The organism is Burkholderia sp. LMU1-1-1.1 (assembly GCF_040675865.1).
GTDB lineage: Bacteria > Pseudomonadota > Gammaproteobacteria > Burkholderiales > Burkholderiaceae_D > Rugamonas.
Window position 1 is genome coordinate 428,193 of record NZ_JBEGHG010000012.1, and the last position, 23,087, is coordinate 451,279.

A 23,087-nucleotide genomic window follows, 5' to 3' on the forward strand; every position below is an offset into this window, starting at 1 on the left:
CCGCCTCAGCCACGATTGGAACAGCCATGACTAAAGTCGCCGCAGTACAAATGATTTCCTCGCCGTCCGTGACGGAGAACATCGCCACCGCGCGCCGGCTGGTGACGCAGGCCGCCGACGGCGGCGCCACCCTGGTGCTGCTGCCCGAGTACTGGGCCATCATGGGCCTGAGCGACAGCGACAAGGTGGCCGTGGCCGAGCCGCTGGGGCAGGGCCCGATCCAGGACTTCATGTCCTCGCTGGCGCGCGAACTGGAGATCTGGCTGATCGGCGGCACCTTGCCGCTGGCGTCCGACGATCCGGAAAAAGTCGTCAACACCACCCTGGTCTACAACGCCCAGGGCGAGCACGTCGGCCGCTACGACAAGATCCACCTGTTCGGCTTCACCAAGGGCACGGAGTCGTACAACGAATCGAAAACCATCGTGCCGGGCAGGAACGTCGGCGTGGTCGACGCGCCGTTCGGCAAGGTCGGCATGTCGGTCTGCTACGACCTGCGCTTCCCCGAGCTGTACCGCGCGATGGGACCGGTCTCGCTGATCGTCGTGCCGGCCGCGTTCACCTACACCACCGGCCAGGCCCACTGGGAAATCCTGCTGCGCGCGCGCGCCATCGAAAACCAGTGCTATGTGCTGGCGGCGGCGCAGGGCGGCACGCATCCGAACGGCCGCCGCACCTGGGGCCACAGCATGCTGATCGACCCGTGGGGCGCGATCAAGGACGTGCTGGCCGAGGGCGAGGGCGTGGTCAAGGGCGACATCGATCCGCTGTTCATCGAAGGCGTGCGCCAGAGCCTGCCCGCGCTGAAGCACCGCACCATGTGATACCCAAGACAATCGCACAATCATCTCGAACCGGAGCACCATCATGAAGCCTTTTGAACCGAATCTGGCCACCCTGGCCGTCGCGCGCGATATCCTGCTGACGCCGTTCGGACTGGACGAGGCCAAGCTGCTCAAGACGCTGGGCGCGATGTTCACGCACAAGGTCGACTATGCCGACCTGTATTTCCAGTTCACCAAGAACGAGGGCTGGAGCCTGGAGGAGGGCATCGTCAAGACCGGCAGCTTCTCCATCGACCAGGGCGTCGGCGTGCGCGCCATTTCCGGCGACAAGACCGCCTTCGCCTACTCCGACGAGATTTCCGAAGCGGCGCTGATGGACGCGGCCACCGCGACCCGCACCATCGCCCGCGCCGGCGCCGGCAAGATCAAGGTGGCCGGCGCGATGACGCCGACCGGTGGCCGCTCGCTGTACATGCCGAACGATCCGCTCGCTTCGCTGGACGCGACCGCCAAGGTCAAGCTGCTTGAGCGCATCGAGAAGATGGCGCGCGCCAAGGACCCGCGCGTGGTGCAGGTCATGGCGGGCCTGGCCGGCGAATACGACGTGGTGCTGGTGGTGCGCAGCGACGGCGTGCTGGCGGCCGACATCCGTCCGCTGGTGCGGGTGTCGCTGACCGTCATCGTCGAGCAGAACGGCCGGCGCGAGATGGGTTCGTCCGGTGGCGGCGGCCGCTACGATTACGGTTACTTCAGCGACACCTTGCTGGACTTCTACGCCACCGAGGCGGTCAAGTCGGCCGTCGTCAACCTGGACGCGCGTCCGGCGCCGGCCGGTCCGATGACGGTCGTGCTGGGGCCGGGCTGGCCCGGCATCCTGCTGCACGAGGCCATCGGCCACGGCCTTGAGGGCGACTTCAACCGCAAGGGTTCGTCGACCTTCTCCGGCCGCATCGGCGAACGCGTCGCGGCCAAGGGCGTGACGGTGGTGGACGACGGCACACTGGCCGATCGCCGCGGTTCGCTGAACATCGACGACGAAGGCAATCCGACGCAGTGCACGACCCTGATCGAGGACGGCATCCTGAAGGGCTACATCCAGGACACGATGAACGCGCGCCTGATGAAGATGCCGGTGACCGGCAACGCGCGCCGCGAATCGTTCGCGCACCTGCCGATGCCGCGCATGACGAACACCTATATGCTCGGCGGCGACAAGGACCCGGAGGAAATCCTGGCGTCGGTCAAGAACGGTTTGTACGCGGTCAATTTCGGCGGCGGACAGGTCGACATCACCAACGGCAAGTTCGTGTTCTCGGCCAGCGAGGCGTATATGGTCGAGAACGGCAAGATCACGTATCCGGTCAAGGGCGCGACCTTGATCGGCAACGGACCGGAGGTGTTGAACCGCGTCTCGATGATCGGCAACGACATGCGGCTGGATCCTGGTGTCGGCGTGTGCGGCAAGGAAGGCCAGAGCGTGCCGGTCGGCGTGGGCCAGCCGACGTTGCGCATCGACGGCGTCACCGTGGGCGGCACGGCTTAACCCCCAAACCCGCACTGCGGCCACATGGGGTCGTACCCCGTACGGGGTACGACCCCGGTTGGCCGTGCGGGTCTACGCCTCGATCAACCGTTAAAACTTATACGTCGCCTTCACATAAAACGTCCGGCCCAACGGATCGGTGTAACGCGGATCGTAACCACTCTGGAACGTCGTCCCCTGGTTGGTATAAGGCGGATTGGTGTCGAACAAATTCTTGACCCCCACCGTCAAATCCGTATTCTTGAGCCCCGCATAACTGGCCGACAGCGAATACGTCGAATACGCGCGCACCTTGTGATAATAAGCCTCCGCCACATCGTTCTGATCGACATAGCCGCTCATATACTTGTTGGCGAAACTCGCGCTCCACGGCCCCTTCTTCCAGTTGATCGCGGCGTTGTGCTTCCAGCGGAACACCGGTGAATTTTCCGCATACACGCCGACGTTTTCAACATACGCGCCGCCCGGCTCGTTTTGATATTCATAGCTGTGCACCCAGGTGCCATCGACCACGAAACTGAAATCGCCGGCCGCCGTGCGCGGCAATTTCCAGCGCAGGCTGGCGTCGATGCCCGACGTGTGCACCTCGCCCAGGTTGTCCAGCACCGCGTTCACATACTGCAAGGTCTTGCCGTCGGCCGAGTACACGAAGTAGCTGGCGTACTTGTCGTAGTTGTCGAAGATGGTGGTCTCCGACACCGTGCCGATCTTGTCCTTGATCTTGATGTTGAAATAGTCGAGCGACATGCTGACGGCGTTGGTCGGTTCGAACACCGCGCCGATGCTGAAGGTCTTCGACTTTTCCGGCTTGAGGTCGATGTTGCCGCCGCTGCGGATGTACTGCTGCTGGTTGCACGCCAGATTCGGATTGGCGCCCGACACCGCCGTGCCGCCCGGGCACAGCACCGGATCGTCATACGAGTTGCTGGTGAAGGTCGACGTGGCCGGGCCGTGCAGGTCGTACAGGGTGGGCGCGCGGAAGCCGGTGTTGTACGAGGTACGCAGCATCAGTTGCTTGACCGGTTGCCAGCGCAGGCCGATCTTCGGATTGAAGCTGCCGCCGACGTCGTTGTAGTGGTCGTAGCGCGCGGCCATCGACAGTTCGACGTCCCTGGCCAGCGGCACGCTCAGCTCCGAGTACAGCGCGGCGATGTTGCGCTGGCCGGCCTGGTCCTGGGCGTCGGCGTAGCCCGAGCTCGACGCCTGCGAGGCCAGCTCGGTGTTGACGTCGTAGGTGGCCTTATCGTGACGGAACTCGGTGCCGATGGCGAAGCCGACGGCGCCCGCCGGCAGCCGGTAGATTTCCCGGCTGACCTTGGCGTCGACGCCGACGCTGGTCATCTTGGCCGACAGGTATTCGCCGCGCAGCTGCGCCGCGTCGATGTAGGCCTGGCCCTCGGCCGATTGCTCGCCGAACGGATTGAGCGTGCCGTTGAGCACGCCAGCCTGCATCAGCGAGTCGTTGGTGTAGCCGCCGACGAAGGCGCTGCTGGCCTTGCTGATGGCCCAGGTCAGGCCGACGTTGTAGTCCCAGCCGGCCACCAGGCCTTCCGAGCCGAGCACCAGGCGGTCGGAGATGCTGGTGTCGTAGCCCATGCGGTTGCCGGCCGCGACGGTGCGCCAGTTGACGCTGAGGTCCTCGCCGGTCAGGCCGGCGACGGCCGGCACGCCGGCGCTGCCGCCCGGGTAGTAGGGGCTGGACGAGGTCAAGGTCAGGCCCGTCAGCGGCGACGGCGCGATGGCGCTGGTGTTGGTGCTGCGGCTGTGCAGGTATTCCACCGTGGCGAGGTTGTCGCCGCCCAGCTTGAAGGTGGCCTTGCCGAGGAAGGATTCCTGCTGCGTCTTCGGAATCGCCTGGATGTATTGGGTGGTGTCGGTGCGGCAGGTGCCGTTGGCGGCGTTGGCGATCAGCCCCTTGCCGACGCAGCCGCTGCCGTAGTAGGGGTTGCCGGTGATGCCGTTGTCGGAGAAGAAGTTGCCCGGCTGCGAGGTGCCGCTGCTGTTGTTGACGCCGCGGTCGGGACGCACGCTGGTGCTGGCGAAGTCGCGGTCGGCGGCGGCCAGCACGGTCTGCTTGTGCAGGTCGACCACGCCGAAGAAGTTGTAGCCGTCCTTGTCGAGGTCGCCGAAGCCGCCCGACAGGTTCAGGCGCGATTCGCCGCCGGCGCCGCTGGCCTGCGGCTGGAAGCGCTCGACGCTGACGGTCAGGCCTTGCACTTCGCGCTTGGTGATGAAGTTGATGACGCCGCCGATGGCGTCGGTGCCGTAGATGGCCGAGGCGCCGTCGCGCAGCACTTCGACCCGTTCCAGCGCCGACAGCGGAATGATGTTGAGGTCGACGCTGGAGCCGTTGAACGGGTGGCTGGCGATGCGGCGGCCGTTCAGCAGCACCAGGGTCTTGTTGGCGCCGAGGCCGCGCAGGTCGGCGCTGGCGACGCCGCCGGTGCCGGAGCCGACCGACTGGCTGCTGCCGGTCGAGCTCTGGTTCATCGAAATGGTGTTCAGCACTTCGGCCGCCGTCGTCAGCCCCTGCTTGACGAAGTCGCTGGCCTTGATGGTGGTGATCGGCAAGGCCGTCTCCGAGGCCAGGCGCTTGATGCTGGAACCGGTCACTTCGACGCGCTGCATGCCGGCTTCGTCGCCGTCGGATTGGATTTGCGCGTTGGCCTGCATGGACACCGCAAGGCCGCCGGCGAACATCAGGCGCAGCGTACGGGACATCGCTCTTTCAATGATCATTATTATTACTCCTGCTATTTGGATGGATGGGTTTTCATCTGCGGCCCTGTCCGGGCTCTTGGCACGGGCGGGGCGAGCCATCAAAACATTCGGCGTGCCGAGCGGACAATGACCATTCAATAACAGTGCGGATAACCAACAGTGGCAAACGCTCACACCTGTAAAGAGCGATTTATGCGCAAAAGACCAAGGCTGGCGCTGGCACGCGCGCTGCGGCGATTACAATTGGTCACAGTCGATAAGATGTAAAGACAAGGCGCAAGGTGTAAATTTCTGTAGTGGTGACGTTGAGGGCAGTCAAGAAATAGCTTGCCAAGCGTTGCGCGTTGGCGTTATAGTCATTCCACGATATTTACCCAATACCTGTCGAACACGTTCATGACCCACTTCTTCTTTACCGGCTACTTTTACTTTAGCGATTCCAACCCCAAGGCGGTGGAGTAGCGGCCGGTGCACGTAGAAGTAAAAACGAGTTCCCGCAAATCCTGAAAAAACCGCCTGATGAGGCGGTTTTTTTTTACCCCGACATTTTTGAATACTTGGAGAACAGCATGCCCCGTACCGACGATCTGCGCATCCGCGAGATGAAGGAATTGGTTCCACCGTCGCACCTGATCCGCGAGTTCGCCTGCAGCGAGGCGGCCGAGCACACCGCCGCCAACGCCCGCATCGCGCTGCACCGCATCCTGCACGGCCAGGACGACCGCCTGATGGTGGTCATCGGCCCGTGCTCGATCCACGATCCGAAGGCGGCCATGGAATACGCCAAGCGCCTGGTCCAGCTGCGCCGCGAACTGGCCGGCGACCTGGAGATCGTCATGCGCGTGTACTTCGAGAAGCCGCGCACCACCGTCGGCTGGAAGGGCATGATCAACGACCCGTACATGGACAGCAGCTTCCGCATCAACGACGGCTTGCGCATGGCGCGCGAATTGTTGCGCGACATCAACGAGCTGGGCCTGCCGGCCGGCACCGAATACCTCGACGTCATCAGCCCGCAATACATCGCCGACCTGATCAGCTGGGGCGCGATCGGCGCCCGCACCACCGAGTCGCAGGTGCACCGCGAGCTGGCGTCCGGCCTGTCCTGTCCGGTCGGCTTCAAGAACGGCACCGACGGCAACGTCAAGATCGCCGTCGAGGCGATCAAGGCCGCTTCGCAACCGCACCATTTCTTGTCGGTCACCAAGGGCGGCCACTCGGCCATCGTCTCGACCGCCGGCAACGAGGATTGCCACATCATCCTGCGCGGCGGCAAGGCACCCAACTACGACGCCGCCAGCGTCGAGGAGGCCTGCAAGGCGATCGCCGCGCAGGGCCTGGCCGCGCGCCTGATGATCGACGCCTCGCACGCCAACAGCTCGAAGAAGCCGGAGAACCAGGTGCCGGTGTGCGCCGACATCGCGCAACAGGTCGCCGGCGGCGACAGCCGCATCGTCGGCGTGATGGTCGAGTCGCATCTGGTGGCGGGCCGCCAGGATCTGGTGCCGGGCAAGGAACTGACCTACGGCCAGTCGGTGACCGACGGCTGCATCGATTGGGACAGCAGCGTGCGGGTGCTGCAAGGCCTGGCCGCCGCCGTGCGCCAGCGCCGTCTTGCCACCCAGGCAGCAGAAGCTGCCTCGAAGTAAAACCGCCGGCGCGACGCTCCGGCGACACGAACGGCCCCAGTCGCCATATGGGGCCGTTTGTTTTTGCATCTGACTATCAATGCTGTTGTAAGAACCCCGAATCGAGCCCAAGATCGGTTGACACTTAATTCCGTGGCATGTTTTTATACTAACCACGCTAGGTGTCGATGGACACCTTCCTTAACTAAACCAATCGGTACCAATGATGATCGCGATCCGTTGCCACCTTGGCTGCGGGCGTTGGACAGACACGCCATTCGTAGGGCGGATTAGGCGGAACGCCGTAATCGGCCATGTATGGGCCGCCGGTGCGCATGCATGGCCGATTACGCTGCGCTAATCCGCCCTACGTGATTTAGACGAGCGCTTCAGTTCGCGGCATTGCTTGGGCCGGTGTTTTCCAAAATTATTGCGGAGGTGGGCCATGATGCAGGAAACAGTGTTGTGCCGTTCGTTGCGCTTGATGTTTGCCGGAGGCGCCTGGTGCGCGCTCGGCCTGCTGGCCCTGCCGGCGCCGGTCCTCGCGCAGGAGGCGGCGGCCGGCGACCCGGTCATGCCGCGCGTGGAGATCACCGGTTCGTCGATCAAGCGCATCGCCAGGGAGGGGGCGTTGCCGGTGCAGGTGCTCAGCGCGGCCGACATCAAACAAAGCGGCGCCACCTCGGCGACCGAACTGATCCAGATGCAGCCGTCGATGCAGGGCTTCGTGCCGGCGTCGAGCTCGGTCAACGGCGGCGGCGCCGGCGTCACCACGGCCGCGCTGCACTCGCTGCCGTCGAAATACACCCTGGTGCTGCTGGACGGCCAGCGCATGGCGCCGAGCGCGCTCGGTTCCAGCCAGGGTGGCGGCTACGCGGTCAACATCGAGAGCATCCCGCTCGAGGCGGTCGAGCGCGTCGAGATCCTGGCCGACGGCGCCTCGGCGCTGTACGGTTCGGACGCCATCGCCGGCGTGGTCAACTTCATCCTGAAAAAGGATTTGACCAAGGGCGAGATGTACGCCACCTACGGCCAGCCGAAGAAATCCGGCGGCTCGTGGTCGAGCGCCGGCATCACCAAGGGCTGGGGCGATCTGGAGAAGGACGGCTGGAACATCCTGGCCTCGTACAGCCACGAGGAGCAGGAGCGGCTGACGGCGCTGCAACGCGACTTTTCGGCGCGCGGCGCCTTCTTCCGCTTCGGCAGCGGCGGGCGCCAGTATTACTTCGACCAGCGCACCGGCAACACCGAGCCGGCCAACATCACGTTCAACGTGCGTCCGCGCGGCTCGGCCGACACGGTCGAGACCAGCGGCGTGGCGATCAATCCCTACCTGGCCGCCAACGGCAATTGCGGCAGCGCGCTGGCCGGTCCGCAGGGCACGCAATGCCGGTTTAATTATGGCGCGACAGTGGAGAACATTCCCGGTTCGCACCGCGACAGCGGCCTGCTCAAGGGCACTTTGAAGCTCAACGACACGATGTCGGTGTGGGGCGAACTGGTGTTGTCGAGCTATGCGATGACCGCGCAGTACGCGCCGTCGGCCCAGCCGATGGGCGTCAACACCACCGACCGCTTCCCGCAATTGTATGCGCGCTATGTGCAGCCCTACCTGGACGCCAACAACCTGGAAAACCCCAGCGGCGAGGCGACCCTGGGCTACCGCTCGGTGCTGATCGGCGGGCGCGCCGACAAATACCAGACCGACGCGCGCCACTTCGCCGCCGGCATCGACGGCAACCACTTCGGCTGGACCTGGAACGCCAGCCTGATCCTGTCGAAGACCAAGCTCAAGGATGTGGCCGCCGGCGGTTATTCCGACTACGACAAGCTGGCCGCGCTGGTCGCCTCCGGCGCCTACGATCCGGTGACCGGCATCGGCGCCGAACAGCTGCGCGGCGCGCTGGTCAACGGCACCGTGTTCTCCAGGACCGACTCCAAACTGGACACCTTGCACGGGGCGGCGCAGCACGACATGTTCAGCCTGCCGGGCGGCATGTCCATCGTTTCGGTGGGCGGCGACTTTTCGAAGACGCGTTACCAGACCGATTACCATCCGACCATCCTGTCCGGCTCCGGCTATTCGACGCAGCCGGCGTCGGCCAACTACCCGGTTGGCGGCAACTACGGCCAGGTGCCGTTCGACGCCAAGCGCGACAACTGGGGCGTGTTCACCGAGATGCTGCTGCCGGCCACCAAGACCCTGGAGGCGACCGTGGCGGCGCGCTACGACAGCTACGACAAGACCCACAGCGGTTACATCTTCGAGCGGCTGGCCGACGCCAGCGGCCTGCGCCAGCGCCTGCCCGGCGGCGACGTCGGCAACGACTTCAGCAAGGCCACGTACAAGGTCAGCGCGCGCTGGACGCCGCTCGACACGGTGCTGCTGCGCGCCTCGTACGGCACCGGCTTCAAGGCGCCCAACATCAACGACATCGCCGGCTCGCCGACCTTCTTCGGCAGCACGGCCGGCAGCTACGCCTGTCCGTTCCCCGGCTCGCGCGGTTGCCAGGTCGGCTCGGCGCAGTACGACCTGTTGACCGGCCCGAACGGCGCCAGCGGCGCCGACGGGCTGCAGCCGGAGAAGTCGAAGCAATGGACCGTCGGCGGGCGGGTCGAACCGCTGACGGGCCTGTCGCTGGGAATGGATTTGTGGAACGTGCAGATCCGCAACCAGGTGTTGTCGGCTGGTGTGCCGGAGCAGGTGGGGTTCGCCAATCCGCAGGCGTACCAGCGGCTGTTCGTCAATCCGTATCCGGACCCGGCCGGCTACACCACCATCGGCTATATCCTGGCGCCGATCAACGGCGGCGTGGCCAATTACCGCGGCATCGACTGGGACTTCACGTATCGGCTGCGGTCGCGCATCGGCGATCTGCGGGCGGGGTGGACCGGCACGTACATGCTCAAGCAGGACTACACCACCACCGCGGGAGGGGAGGTGCAGTCCGACCTGGGGCGGTTCGGGCCGGACAACGCGGTGGTGTTTCGTCTGCAGAGCAATTTGAATCTGAGCCTGGTCACGGGCAAGCTGACCAACACGCTGACGGCCAACTATCGCTCGGGCTACCATGACCAGCCGTATCCGGTCGACACGGCGATCTTCGCGGTCAATCCGGATGGCAGCATCGGCGATTCGGTGGCGTTCGATGGCTTGCGGACGGCGTCGTACACGACCTTCGATTGGCAAGGGAAATATGATTTTGGCGCGTTCACCTTGACGGCCGGGATCAAGAACCTGTTCGACCGCGATCCGCCGCTGACGCTGCAGAACGCCGGCGGCGGCAACCAGCTCGGGTACGACGCGCGCTACAGCGATCCGCGCGGGCGGTCGTTCTACATCACCGGCAATTACCGGTTCTGATGCGGCAAAAAAAAAGGACTCCGAAGAGTCCTTTTTCACCATCTGGTCCGTATCAGAACTTGTAATTGCCCGTCAGGTAGAACGTCCGTCCCAGCGGGTCGGTGTAGCGGCCGTCGTAGCCGGACTGGTTGCCGCCGCCGGCGTTGCGCATGCTGAACGGCGGGTCGATGTCGGCCAGGTTCTTGATGCCGGCCGTCAGCGAGAACTGCTTGGTCAGCTGCGCCTTGGTCTGCCAGTCGAACGTGGTGTACGAACTGACGCGGCGCGTCAGCGGCACGTAACCGCCCAAGGTGCCGTCGGCCAGGATTTCACGCACCACCGAGTTGTCCTCGTTGTATTCCTGGTCGGTGTAACCCGAGTGGTAGTTGGCCGTCAGCGAGTGGATGAACATATTGGTGCGCAGCGATGCGGTCAGCTTCGAGATCACGCGGAACGTGACGTCGGCGTACGAGTTGAAGCGGCCGATGTTCTTCTCCACGCCGGTGCCGGGATTGTCCTGCTCGGCCTTGGTCATGAAGGTGCCGGTCCACTGCAGCGCCACCTTGCCCAGCGCGGTGCTGGTGCGGTAGGTGTGGTCCCAGTCGATGCCCTGGTAGTGCGCGGTCGACAGGTTGAACGGGGTCAGCGCGGCCACCAGCACGTCCTGCTTCTGGATCGGGTCGAAGTAGCTGCGCAGCAGGCTGTCGTACACGGTCGGATTCTCGAACACCAGGTTTTCCGACAAGGTGGCGATCTGGTTGGTCAGCTTGACGTCCCAGAAGTCGAAGCCGAGCGACAGGCTGGGGATCGGCTCGAGGCGGAAGCCCAAGGTGGCTTGCTTCGATTCCTCCGGCAGCAGCGCGCCTTCGCCGGTGGCGGCGTTGCCGCCGGTGAGCAGGGCGTATTCGGCCGGGCCGTGGCACAGGCGGAAGCGCGGATCGGTCGGCGAGGTGATCGGGCAGTTATGGAACTGCGACGAGCCGCCGTTGACCAGCGGCTTGACGATGTCGGTCAGCACCGGCGCCTTGAAACCGGTGCCGTAGGACGCGCGCACCAGCAGCATCTCGACCGGATTCCAGCGCAGCGCCAGTTTGTAGGTCGCCTTGCTGGCGGTCTTGCCCTGCTTGCCCGAGCCGAGCAGGTTGCCGTCGGTGTCGAAGTTCTTGTCGTTGGTGACGGCGCCGAAATCGTCGTAGCGGGTCGACGCGGTCAGGTCCATGTTTTTGAGCACCGGCAGCAGCAACTCGCCATAGGCGCCCCAGTTCTTGCGGCTGGCGTCGACCGGCAACGCGCCGGAGGTGCCGCCGACGACGGCGTCGTCGAAGTCCGGCTGCTGCTTGTTCGGGCCCTGGTTGTACGGGCTCGGCGCCTCCGAATATTTCTGGCGGGTGAAGTCGGCGCCGACGGCCAGCTGGGCCGCGCCGGCCGGCATCTTGAACACTTCGGTCGTCGCGCTGGCCTGGATCTGGTCGAGCGTGGACTTGGTCTCGCCGAACTGGATGCCCAGCACGGCCGGCGCCAGGATGCCTTGCGAGGTGCCCGGCGGCGCGAACGGATCGAACTGGCCGGACGTGACGAGGTCGTCGAAGGCGTTCAGGCTCATGTAGCCGCCGGCGGCGGTGTCGGTCTGCTTGTTTTCCGAGTGCGTGAACGCGGCGCGGTAGTCGAAGCCCTTGAAGGCGCCGTCGACGCCGAAGGCGAGGTGCTTGGCGACGGTTTTGTAGTTGTCGGCGCGGCCGCCGGCATCGACCAGGCGCAGGCTCATCGTCGCGCTGTCGACGGTGGCGCCGGCCGGCACGCCGACGCGCGCCAGGTAGGGCGCGATCGAGCGGGCGTACAGCGCGCTGTTGAGCGGCACGCCCAGCGGCTGGGCCGGCGGCGCGTACTGGGCGGTGTTGGTGAACGACGACCCGAGCGCCTCGGCGAAGAAATTGGCGTTCTCGTTGATCTTGTAGTTGAGCGAGGCGAACACGCTGTCGCGCTTGATGGCCGGGGTGTTTTGCACGGTGGCGGCGTAGTCGAACTGGCAGCGGGTCGGGCTGATGCGGAACAGGTTCTTGCCGTTGCAGGCGCCGGTGGCCAGCAGGTTGGGGCTGAAGAGCACGCTGCCCGCCGACTGGTCGGGATTGGTGTACTGGACGGTGGCGGTGCCGGGCATCGAATTCGAGCTCAGCTGGTAGAGGCTGTAGTTCTTGCCGTTCGACGAGAACGGGATCACGCCGCTCTTGGAAAAGTCGCGGTCGCGCGCCCACGAGGCCTTGGTCTCGTCGTGCGAGGCCGACACCAGCACGTTGAAGCCGTCCTTCTCGATGTCGCCCCAGCCCTTGGAGATCGACGCGGTCTGGGTGCGTCCGCCGCGGCTGCGCGGCTGGCTGTAGGAACCCTCGATGACGGCGTCGGTCTGGTTTTTCTTGAGGATGAAGTTGACCACGCCGGCGATCGCGTCCGAGCCGTACAAGGTGTTGGCGCCGTCGGTCAGGATCTCGACCTTCTCGACCGCCGCCAGCGGGATGCTGGCCAGGTTGACGGTCGAGCCGGAGGTGGCCGGCGCCAGCCGGCGCCCGTTGAGCAGCACCAGGGTGTAGCCTTCGCCGATCGAGTGGATCGACGCCGATTGCAGGCCGCCGCCGCCGCCGTTGACCGACATCGACGACGTGGTGAAGCCCTGCATCGACGGCAAGGTGGCGATCAGGTCGGCGACGCTGGCCGCGCCGCTCTGTTCGATCTGCGCCTTCGTCAGCGTCTGCACCGGCAGCGCGCCCTCGGCGGTGATGCGTTTGATGCTCGAGCCGGTGATCTCGACGCGCTGGATCGGCGCGTCTTCGGTTTGCGCCACGGCCGCCTGCATGCCGAGGGCCAGGCCGCCGGCGCAGATCAGGCGTACCGAACGTGACAAAACTGTTTCAACCATCATTGTGTGACTCCCAATTTAAAACGGCAAACACGGGTGTGAGATGTTGTGTCGGCGGTCTGTCCGCCCCGGAAAGGCCTTGAACGTTCTTTCCATAGTGCTATCAAAGCACCCGGCGCGTTTTGGTGTCAATGCGGCGGCTGGGCACCGTTTGACGTATCGGCGCGATGCGCCGGCGGCCGCGCGCGCGCCAAAGCGGCGCGTCAAAACGCTCTAATTTGGTGGGGCGCGGCCGCGCGTGTCGTGAAAATTGGTTTGCTATCAAAAAAGAAGTGAATATCCGGACCCCACGCGCGCGGGGCGTGCGGGACCTTGTGCGGAGTTCGTCATGGTAAATTTGCCCTGATACGGGCCGTCGCGTTACATTTTTGCCACATCCGCCGCAGCGCGTTTCCGGCACGCAATGAAAACGGCCCGGTCGACGTATCGACCGGGCCGTGGGGCGCGCCGCGCGTGGCGGCGGCCGGGCTTGGAACGGGTCAGGGAACCCTGGTTTAGAACCGGTAGGTGCCGGTCAGGTAGAAGGTGCGGCCCAGCGGATCGGCGTAGCGGCCGTCGTAGCCCACCTGGTTGCCGCCGCCCGAGTTGCGCACCGAGAACGGTGGGTTCTCGTCCAGAAGGTTGCGGATGCCGGCGGTGATCGTCAGGTTCTTCACATAGTCGAGCTTGATCTGATAGTCGGCCGTCGTGTACGAGCGCACGTCGCGCTCCATCGCCGCCACGCCGCCGATGCTGCCGTCGGCGTTGACCACGCGCACGGCGGCGTCGTCCTCGCTGATCGGCTTGTCATGGTAGCCGGAACGGTAGTTGACGGTGATCGAGTTGCTCAGCTTGTCCGAAGTCTTGAGCGCGAACACCAGCTTCGACACCACGCGGAACACCACGTCGTCGTAGGAGTTGAAGCGGCCGATCGATTTCTCGAGGCCGACACCCGGCACGTCCTGCTCGGCCTTGAGCATATAGGTACCGGTCCAGTTGACGCTGGCGCGGCCGATCGGGGTGTTGCCGCGCAGCGTGCTGTCCCAGTCGATGCCGCGGAAGTGCGACGACGCCAGGTTCAGCGGCGAGCGCACGGCCACCAGCACGTTGCTCTTCTGGATAGGGTCGGCGTAGACCGCGATCCACTGGTTGGCCAGCACCGGGTTGGTGAACAGCTGGTCCTGCGAGAAGGTGCGGATCTGGTTCTTCAGCTTGACGTCCCACATGTCCAGGCCGAACGAGATGGCGGTGGTCGGCTCCAGGCGGAAGCCGAGCGTGGCCTGCTTGGACGTTTCCGCCTGCAGCGAGCCGGCGCCGGTGGCCGGGTTGCCGCGGTCGAGCAGGCCGTATTCCGACGAGCCCGGACGGCAGTAGACCGCGCGCGGGTCCGGCGCCTTGACCGGGCAGGCGAAGGCGTTCGACGAGCCGGCGTTCTTGAGCGGGTCGGCGATGTTGTTCATCGTCGGCGCCTTGAAGCCGGTGCCGTAGGAACCGCGCAGCAGCAGCGATTGGGTCGGGGTGTAGCGCGCGGCCAGCTTGTAGGTGGCCTTGGCGACGTCCTCGCCGACCTTGCCCGCCGGCGACGGATTGCCGCTCGAATCGTAGCTGATGTTTTTCTTGTCGACCGCGTCGTAGCTGTCGTAGCGCACGGCGGTGGTCACTTCCAGGTCCTTCATGACCGGCATCAGCAACTCGGCGAAACTACCCCAGTTATTGCGGCTGGCGTCGAGCGGCTGCGAGCCGGTGCCGCCGCCGATCGTCACGTCGGTCCAGCCCGGATTGCCGGGGCCGGGGCCGATGTTGATGCGCGATGGATTGTCCTTGTAGCTTTGCTTGGTGAAGTCGGCGCCCACGCCCAGCGAGGCCGAACCGCCCGGCAGGGTGAACACTTCACGCGAGGCTTGCGCGCTGACCACGTCGATCTTGGACTTGACCACGCCCAGCTCCTGCTGCAGCACGGCCGGGGCCAGGGTGGCGGCGGCGCCCGGGTTGGAGACGAACGGGTTGTAGGCGCCGGTGCGCACCAGTTCCTCGAACTTGTCGCCGCTCATGTAGCCGGCCACCGCCGTGTCGATCTGCTTGTTCTGCGAGTGGGTGTAGGCCGCGCCCATGTCCCAGCCGGCCAGCGTGGTGTCCACGCCGACCACGAAGTGGGCGGCGTCGGTGCGGTATTCGTCGGTGCGGCCGCCGGCGTCGGCGCCGCGGTAGTACAGCAGCGCGTCGGTGACGTCGTTGGCGTTGATGCCCTGGCCGGCCAGCAGCGGCACGACCGAGCTGTTATACGCGCCCAGGTAGCTGTTGTTGACGGTCTTGACGCCCGACACCGGGTCGGTGCTGAACACGGTCAGCGGCTGCGCGGCCGGCGCGTAGCGCGCGGTGTTGGTGAACTTCGACAGCACCAGTTCGCTGAACATGGTGGTGTCCTTGCCCAGCTTCATGCTGCCGTTGGCGAACACGCTATCGCGCTTCAACTGCGGCAGCAGCTGCACGGTGGCGGCGTAGTCGAAGCGGCAGGCGCCGCCGCGCGAGAAGGTGTTGGCCTGGGTGCAGCCGCCCTTGTTGAGCAGGTCGGTGTTGAGGACGACGTCGTCGTTGGGGGTGATCACTTCGACGTTGGCCGGGGTCGAGTTGATACTGGTCTGCCAGGTCGCGTACTGCTTGCCGTTGTTGGTGAACTTTTGCACGCCCGAGTTGCCGAAACTGCGCTGGTTGGCGTTGAGTGCCTTTTGCTCGTCGTGGCTGTACGACAGCTGGATGTTGTAGCCGTCGGTGTCGAGGTCGCCGAAGCCCTTGGAGATCGAGAAGTTGGTGGTGTGGCCGCCCGCTTTTTCCGGCGCGGTCAAGGTGCCGTCGATGATCAGGTCGCGCTGGTTCTTTTTCAGGATGAAGTTGATGACGCCGGCGATGGCGTCCGAGCCGTACAGGGTCGAGGCGCCGTCGGTCAGGATCTCGACGCGCTCGACGGCCGCCAGCGGGATGCTGGCCAGGTTGACGGCGCTGCCGGTGCCGTACGGCGCCATGCGGCGGCCGTTGAGCAGCACCAGCGTGTATTGGGTGCCGAGCGCGTGCACCGAAGCGGTCTGCACGCCGCCGCCGTTGCCGTTGACGGAGGCGGAGGAGGTGATGAAGCCTTGCATCGACGGCAGCTGGGCGACCAGGTCGGCAACGTTGTTGACGCCGCTCTGATCGATATCGGCGCGGGTCAGCGTCTGCACCGGCAGCGAACCTTCCTTGGCGATTCGTTTGATCGACGAGCCGGTGATTTCCACCCGCGTCATGCTGTCTGCGGGCGCATCCGAGGTTTGCGCCACGGCCGCCTGCATGCCAAGGACCAGGCCGCCGGCGCACATCAGACGCACGGAACGTGCCAATACTGTCTCAACCATCATATGTTGCTCTCCCAATTTAAAACGCTGAACATTTGTTGTTATCGGCGAGCCGCCGGCGAAGAGAACGCTCTTCATCCGTTCATCAGATCACCCGGCGTGATTTACTGTCAATGTGCAAAGCTATGTAAAAAAGCACCGCCGTGTCTTTGTTCGGCCCACCGTAGCCGCGCCAATCCGGGGAAAGAAGCGCTCTAATTTGGTGCATTGCGAATTGGAATGTGTTGAAAGTTTGATTTGCTTTTAAAAACGAAGCGAATATCCGGCGTTCGCTTGTTTAGACGTAACATGTTTGTGCAAAATCAAGGACCATGAATCTGCATTAATGGTTATACAGAACGTTACATTTATGCCACAGGTGCGTCTGGGCATGAAAAAACCCGGACGCGCCTGTCGGCGGGTCCGGGTCGTCGCCAGCCGGGGGCTGGCGTGGGCGACGCGATGGCTTAGAAGGTGTAGCTGCCGCGCAGGTAGATCGCACGGCCGACGGCGTCGGTGTAGCGCGGATCGTAACCCTTCTGGAACAAGGTGCCCTGGTTGGAGAACGGCGGGTCCTTGTCCAGCAGGTTCTTGATGCCGGCGGTCAGGCTCACGCCCTTGAAGCCGGTGTACGTGCCCGACAGGTTCCACAGGCTGTACGACGGCACCTTGTTCAGGTACTGGTCTTCGATGTCCAGGTTCTGGTCGGTGTAGCCGGACTTGAACGACTGCGCCAACGTCGCGGCCCACACGCCCTGGCGCCAGTTCAGCGCGGCGTTGTGCTTCCAGCGGAACACCGGATTGTTGGCGGCGTAGCGGCCGACGTTCTGGGTGTACGGGCCGCCGCGCTCGTCCTGGTACTCATACTTGTGGACGTAGGTGCCGTCGACCGTCAAGGTGAAGTTGCCGTACGGGGTGGAACCGGAACGCATCGTCAGGCTCACGTCGAGGCCGTCGGTGTTGACCTTGCCCAGGTTTTCCTTCAAATCCAGGATCGCGTACGGCGAGCCGTCCGGGTTGCGCAGGAAGCGCTCCTGGTACTTGGCGTAGTTGCCGTAGATCGCTTCCTCCGGCAGGGCGTTGATCTTGTCCTTGAGCTTGATGTTCCAGTAGTCGACCGACAGGGTCGCCTGCGGGATCGGCTCGATGACCACGCCGAAGGCGAAGGTCTTCGATTTTTCCGGGCTCAGGTTCTGGTTGCCGCCTTGCAGCTTGAACTGTTGCAGGTCGCAATCGCGCAGCGGGTTGGCGATCGGGTTGTTCGCCAGCACGCCGCCCGGGCACAGGATCGGGTCGTTGTACGAGTTGTTGGTGTCGTTCTTCGACTGCGGCGCGTTCTTCTCGAACAGGGTCGGCGCGCGGAAACCGGTCGAGGCCGAGCCGCGCAGCACCAGTTGCTTGGTCGGCTGGTAGCGCACGCCCAGTTTCGGGTTGGTGGTGTTGCCGACGTCGCTGTAATCGTCGAAACGGGCGGCCAGCTGCACTTCCAGGTCCTGGATCAGCGGCAGGTTGACTTCGCCGAACACGGCCTTGATGGTGCGCGCGCCGGAGGTCGACTGCGAACCGGACAGGCCCGAGCTGGTCGCCTGGCCGGCGATGTCGCGGTTGACGTTGAAGTCGGCCTCTTCGCGGCGCAGTTCGCCGCCGACGGCCACCGCCAGCTTGCCGCCCGGCAGGTCCATCAGCTCGCGGCTGGCCTTGGCGTCGATGCCGGTGTTGCGGGTCTTGCCCTTCTGGACCTGGCCGCGCAGCGCAGTGCTGTCGAGGTAGGCCTTGCCGGCGGCGTCCTGCTTGCCGAACGGATTGAGGATGCCGTTGGCGACGCCGGCGGCGAAGCTTTCGTCGCGCACATAGCCGCCGGTGAAGTATTCGGCCGAACGGCTTTCCGACAGGTTGAAGCCGGTTTTGTAGTCCCAGCCGGCCAGCAGGCCTTCGACCGAGAACACCAAGCGGTCGGCCGCGCCCTTGGAATTGATTTCACGCTGGCCGGCTTCGGTCGGACGCCAGTTGACCGACAGCGGCTGGCCGGACAGGCCCGGCATGGCCGGCACGCCGCCGGAGTTGCCCGGGTAGTATTTGCTGGTGGTCGGCAGCAGCAGGCCGGTCTGCGGCGGCGGCGCGGTGTGCGAGACGACGTCGTTTTCCGAATGCAGGTACTCGATCGAGGCCAGATGGTCGTTGTTGAGCTTGAAGGTGGCCTTGCCGAAGAAGGCGGTTTGTTTTTGCTCTGGCAGGTCGTCGATCTGGCGCGTGTAATCCTGGCGGCAGGTGCCGTTGCTGGCGCGCGGCACCGACAGTGGCGCGTCGCAGCCGGTGGCGAAGCCGGGGTTGCCGGTGACGCTGGAACCCGGATCGAAATAGTTGCCGGGGAAGGTGGTGCCGGAGGTCAGCTCCAGGCCGCGCGACGGAATCACGCCGGTCTTGGAGAAGTCGCGCTGCTGCGAGGTCAGGATGTCGATCTTGTGGTGGTCGAACACGCCGAAGACGTTGTAGCCGTCTTTTTCCAGGTCGCCGAAGCCGCTGGAGATGTTGACGCGCTTCTCGTCGGCGCCGGCGGCGCGCGGCAGTACCGCCTCGGCGGTGATGGTGGTGGCGTTGACCGAGCGTTTGGTGATGAAGTTGATCACGCCGCCGATGGCGTCGGTGCCGTAGATGGCCGAGGCGCCGTCGCGCAGCACTTCGACCCGTTCGAGGGCCGACACCGGAATGATGTTGAGGTCGACGCTGGCGCCGTCGTACGGATGGTTGGCGATGCGGCGGCCGTTGAGCAGCACCAGCGTTTTGTCGCCGCCCAGGCCGCGCAAGTCGGCGCTGGCCGCGCCGCCGGTCGGCAGGCCGCTGCTGTTGCCGCCGACCACGTTGCCGGCGCCGAAGCTGGAGCTGTTCGACGGGATGCGGTCGAGCACTTCCTGCGCCGTGGTCAGGCCCTGCTTGACGAAATCGTCGGCCTTGAACACGGTCAGCGGGTTGGCCGTCTCCGACACCAGGCGTTTGATCGACGAGCCCGTCACTTCGACGCGCTGCATCGGCTGGTCGGTGGTTTGCGCCAGCGCTTGACCGACTGGCGCGATTAGTCCCAGGCCCAGCAAGCCGCCGGCGCAGACGATGCGTACGGATCGTGCCAATGTTGTTTCAACCATCATTGTGTTGTTCTCCCAATTCTTTTTGTTGGCGACCACGTGGGTGATCGATGTTTCTGTCGGCACATGCCAGTGGGAAAAACGTGACGTTTTCCCCGTTCCCCATCAGATCACCACGCGATATCGCCTGTCAACGTAGAAAGTTTTGCGCATCCCGCCAAAACGCCGGATTTCATGCGAACAGCGCCAGCGCCAATTTGGCGCCAAAAAACGTTCTAATTTGGTGCGGAGGGGGGAACGGTGCTGCGAAACATAGACGAATTGGCAAAAAAGAAGCGAATGTATTGGGCGGTGTCGTTGCGGCGCCACAGCATGGTGCACAACCGGAAGTCATAATTTTCTGACAGGAAAGATACTCGGCGTTACATTTTTGCGACAAAAAAAGGGCGGCGCCGCAGCGCCGCCCCTCGGGGTCATTTCAACCGGCCGTCAGGCGGTTAGAAGAACTTGTAGCTCGCGCCGACCTTCATGTAGCGGCCGATGGCGCCGGAAGCGTCCATCGGGTTGTAGCTCATGCCGCCGTAGGTCTGTGGATCCAGCGGCGCGACCTTGTCGAGCACGTTGTTCATCGACGCGAACAGGGTCAGCTGCTTGTTGACCGCGTAGCGGGTCGACAGGTCCAGCGTGGTGAACGAGGAGATCTCGCACTTGGCGTTTGGCGCGTTGGCGCCGCTCACCAGCGTGTTGGCGCACAACGAGGCGGCGTCGGCCGTGTTGCGCATTTTTTCACGGTAGTTGACGTTGCCCGTCACGTTCAGGTTGCCCAGATCCCACGAAGCCATCAGGTTGATCTTGTTCTTCGGGGTACCGGCGCAGTTCGACGTGTCGCAGTTGCCGTGGGTGCCGGCGTACTGGTAGGTCTTGGTGGCCGACTCGGCGCGCAGCCACGAGGCCACGTGGGTCCAGGTCAGGCCGACGACCGCGCGGCCGTAGGCGCCCAGGCGCAAGCGTTGCTTGACGTCCAGGTCGACGCCGCTGACCTTGGTGTAGCTCGAGTTGCGGTACGGCGCCTGCGTCAACACCAGGGTGCCGGTGTTCGGGATGGCCGCGCCGTTGACGATCAGGTTGTTGTCGTTACGCACGGCCGTTGGCAGCGCGGCGGCCTGGTCGTATGGCAGCGAGTTGATCTCGTTGCTGCGCTTGATGGTCCAGCCGTCGAGCGACAGGCTGGTGCCGTCGAGCGGATCCCAGACCAGGCCCAGGGTCTTGCCTTTGGACTCTTCCGGCTTGAGGTTCGGATCGCCGACCTTGACGGCGGCCACGGTCAGGGCGCAGTCGGTCGCGGTGGCGCCGCCGGCGGCCGGCACGCCGCCCGGGCAACGGACCGGATCGCGCACCGGCGCCGAGCCGGTCGATTGCGAGGTGGCGTTGCCTTCGGCCGCGCCCGGTGCGCGGAAGCCTTCGGTGTAGGTGCCGCGCAGCGCGAAGCTCTTGACCGGGGTCCACTTGATGCCGGCCTTCGGCGTCGACGAGCTGAAGTTGTCGTATTTGTCGTAACGCATGGCGGCCGACAGTTCGACCGTCTTGATCACCGGCGCCAGGATCTCGGCGTAGATCGCCTTGACCTTGGTGTCGCCGAAGGCGGCCACGTAGCTCGAGTTGATGGTGCCGTCTTCCGAGCCCGACAGCGATGGGTTCGACAGCTGTTCCTTGCGGTATTCGCCGCCGATGGCCAGGCCCATGTTGCCGCCTGGCAGGGCGAACAGTTCACGCGACGCCTTGAAGTCGATGATGTCGAGCTTGGTGGTCGACTTCGACGTGGCGTTCACGCGCAGCGCCGCGTACAGCGAGGCCGGGTTGCGGGAGGCCTGGTCGCCGATGTAGTACGGGAAGTACTGCGAGGTCGGATCGCCCAGCGCCGAGCGCAGCACCTTCATGTTGAGCATGTTGGTGTATTCCAGGTCCAGGGTCGACTCGGAATGGGTGTAGCCGGTGTCGTAGTCCCAGCCCATGGCCGAGCCCTTGATGCCGATGACGGCGCGGGTGAACTCGTTGTTGGCGTGGCGGGTGCTCGGGCCGACGTCGAACGCCGAGTAGCGCAGGCGGGTGGCCACGCCGTACGGGTTTTGCGGGTGGGTCGCGCCGAGCAGGGCGATGTTGCCGTAGTTGATGAAGCCCAGCGGATTGGCCGCGTTCGGCGGGAAGGCCACGGTCGGCGTGACCGACGGCGGGGTCAGGGTGAACGAGGTGTTGCGCTTGGAGTAGCCGGCTTCGGCGTAGGCCTGGGTGTCGTCGTTGATCTGCCAGGTGCCGCGGGTGTACAGGTTGGTCGATTCGATCTGCGGCTGCATGTCGCGGAACTGGTCCTGGTGCCACAGGCAACCGCCGCCGGAGCCGGTCTGGTCCTTGGTGGCCGACAGGGTCGAGCAGCCCGGCAGCGAAACGTAGTTGTTGTTGGCCGGGTTGCGGATCGAGCCGGTCGGGCTGGCGCTGGCGGTGTTGACGCCGGAGATGTAGCCGGCCGCGAACTGGGTGCCGACCGGGTAGCCGTACGGACGCAGGTCCGACTTGCCGATCCAGGCGCGGTCCTTGCGGTCGCTGTTTTTGATGCTGTCGGACTGGAAGTACTCGGCGTTGAAGACGACGTTGTACTTGTCGCTGTCGAGGTTGCCCTTGCCGTAGGTCAGCGAGGCCTTGTTCTGCTTGCCGTCGTCGTAGCGCGACCAGCCGGTGTCGCCCTTGATCGTCAGGCCTTCGACGTCCTTGCGCAGGATGATGTTGACCACGCCGGCGATGGCGTCGGCGCCGTAGGTCGACGAGGCGCCGTCCTTGAGGATCTCGATGCGCTCGACGATCTGCATCGGAATGGTCGACAGGTCGGTGAAGCTTTTCTGGCCGTCGTCGGCGCGCGCGAACGGCGCCATGCGGCGGCCGTTGAGCAGCACCAGGGTCGAGGTGGCGCCCAGGCCGCGCAGCGAGATCGCCGTCGAGCCGGCCGCGAAGCCGTTGCCGAAGCCGGTCGGCAGGGAGCCGGCGCCGTCGGCGGTCAGCGTTTGCAGGTATTCGGACACGGTGCCCTTGCCCGATTTCAGCAGGTCCTCGCTGGTGATCACTTGCACCGGCGACGCCGTCTCGGCGGTCGCGCGCTTGATGCTCGAACCGGTGATCTCAACGCGCTGGATCGGCGCGTCGGTCGTTTGCGCCATGGCGGGCGCGGACATCAAGCCGGCGGCGGCGATGCCGCCCGAGAAAATAAGGCGTACTGAACGGGACAATACTGTTTCCATCATCATGCTGACACTCTCCAACTGAACTGGGACTACCCTAAAATGAGCCGCCGGCCATGAGGCCGATCGCGACATGGCGGCGCTCTCGTGCGAGAAATTTTCTTTCCTCTATTATTTATAAGAGCATCGGGCTTGCCGGGGTGTCAACGTGGCCCATTCGTATCGAAATTGTTTCGTCCGGCTTGTTCGGCGCCGCCTCGCGCCGGGTCCAAAGTGATAGTCGGTACCGAAATGGCGCTAAGTGGCCGCTAAGTTCGAGTAACTTTGCGAAAATATTTGGTTTTTCGCTAATGACGAAAACGTTAATAAAATTCCGGGAAGCTCGGTTTTCGCCGGAAATTAAACTGTAACAATGCTGTCATGTGTTACTTTTAGGCGACAGAATGCGGATTTCCAAGCGAAAGTTTGTCCGATCGGCGCTGCTTATAATTCGGCTGGCGGCCGG

9 protein-coding genes are annotated in these 23,087 nt (G+C 64.5%); 4 read left to right on the forward strand and 5 right to left on the reverse strand.

The window, feature by feature from the left end; genetic code table 11:
* Window positions 1–26: 26 nt before the first annotated feature.
* Window positions 27–824, forward strand: a complete 798-nt coding sequence (locus MRBLMU1_RS13720; protein WP_363502180.1) for a carbon-nitrogen hydrolase family protein — start codon at window positions 27–29, stop codon at window positions 822–824.
* Between the two features lie 43 nt (window positions 825–867).
* The gene (gene tldD / locus MRBLMU1_RS13725; protein WP_363502182.1) at window positions 868–2,328 is read left to right on the forward strand and encodes a metalloprotease TldD; all 1,461 of its coding nucleotides are present in this window, start codon (window positions 868–870) and stop codon (window positions 2,326–2,328) included.
* A 90-nt stretch (window positions 2,329–2,418) separates the two neighbouring features.
* Here the strand turns inward: tldD and MRBLMU1_RS13730 are convergent, their stop codons facing one another.
* Window positions 2,419–5,067 carry a TonB-dependent receptor gene (locus tag MRBLMU1_RS13730; protein ID WP_363502184.1) on the reverse strand — a complete coding sequence of 883 codons (2,649 nt, stop codon included), beginning with the start codon at window positions 5,065–5,067 and terminating at the stop codon, window positions 2,419–2,421.
* A gap of 551 nt (window positions 5,068–5,618) precedes the next feature.
* Between MRBLMU1_RS13730 and aroG the strand changes: the two genes are divergently transcribed.
* Both aroG and MRBLMU1_RS13740 read left to right on the forward strand, forming a co-directional pair.
* A complete protein-coding gene (gene aroG / locus MRBLMU1_RS13735) occupies window positions 5,619–6,698 on the forward strand; it encodes a 3-deoxy-7-phosphoheptulonate synthase AroG (RefSeq protein ID WP_363502186.1) in 1,080 nt (359 codons plus the stop codon).
* A gap of 424 nt (window positions 6,699–7,122) precedes the next feature.
* On the forward strand, window positions 7,123–10,041 hold the full coding sequence (locus tag MRBLMU1_RS13740) for a TonB-dependent receptor domain-containing protein (RefSeq protein WP_363502188.1): 2,919 nt from the start codon (window positions 7,123–7,125) through the stop codon (window positions 10,039–10,041).
* A gap of 52 nt (window positions 10,042–10,093) precedes the next feature.
* Here the strand turns inward: MRBLMU1_RS13740 and MRBLMU1_RS13745 are convergent, their stop codons facing one another.
* The 4 genes from MRBLMU1_RS13745 to MRBLMU1_RS13760 all read right to left on the reverse strand — a co-directional run bounded on the left by MRBLMU1_RS13745 (window position 10,094) and on the right by MRBLMU1_RS13760 (window position 22,630).
* Window positions 10,094–12,934 carry a TonB-dependent receptor domain-containing protein gene (locus MRBLMU1_RS13745; protein ID WP_363502190.1) on the reverse strand — a complete coding sequence of 947 codons (2,841 nt, stop codon included), beginning with the start codon at window positions 12,932–12,934 and terminating at the stop codon, window positions 10,094–10,096.
* A 491-nt stretch (window positions 12,935–13,425) separates the two neighbouring features.
* On the reverse strand, window positions 13,426–16,299 hold the full coding sequence (locus tag MRBLMU1_RS13750) for a TonB-dependent receptor domain-containing protein (RefSeq protein WP_363502192.1): 2,874 nt from the start codon (window positions 16,297–16,299) through the stop codon (window positions 13,426–13,428).
* Window positions 16,300–16,742: 443 nt separating this feature from the next.
* A complete protein-coding gene (locus MRBLMU1_RS13755; protein ID WP_363502396.1) occupies window positions 16,743–19,415 on the reverse strand; it encodes a TonB-dependent receptor in 2,673 nt (890 codons plus the stop codon).
* A 437-nt stretch (window positions 19,416–19,852) separates the two neighbouring features.
* Entirely contained in the window at window positions 19,853–22,630 is a 2,778-nt protein-coding gene (locus MRBLMU1_RS13760) for a TonB-dependent receptor (RefSeq protein WP_363502194.1), read from the reverse strand.
* Between the last annotated feature and the right edge of the window lie 457 nt (window positions 22,631–23,087).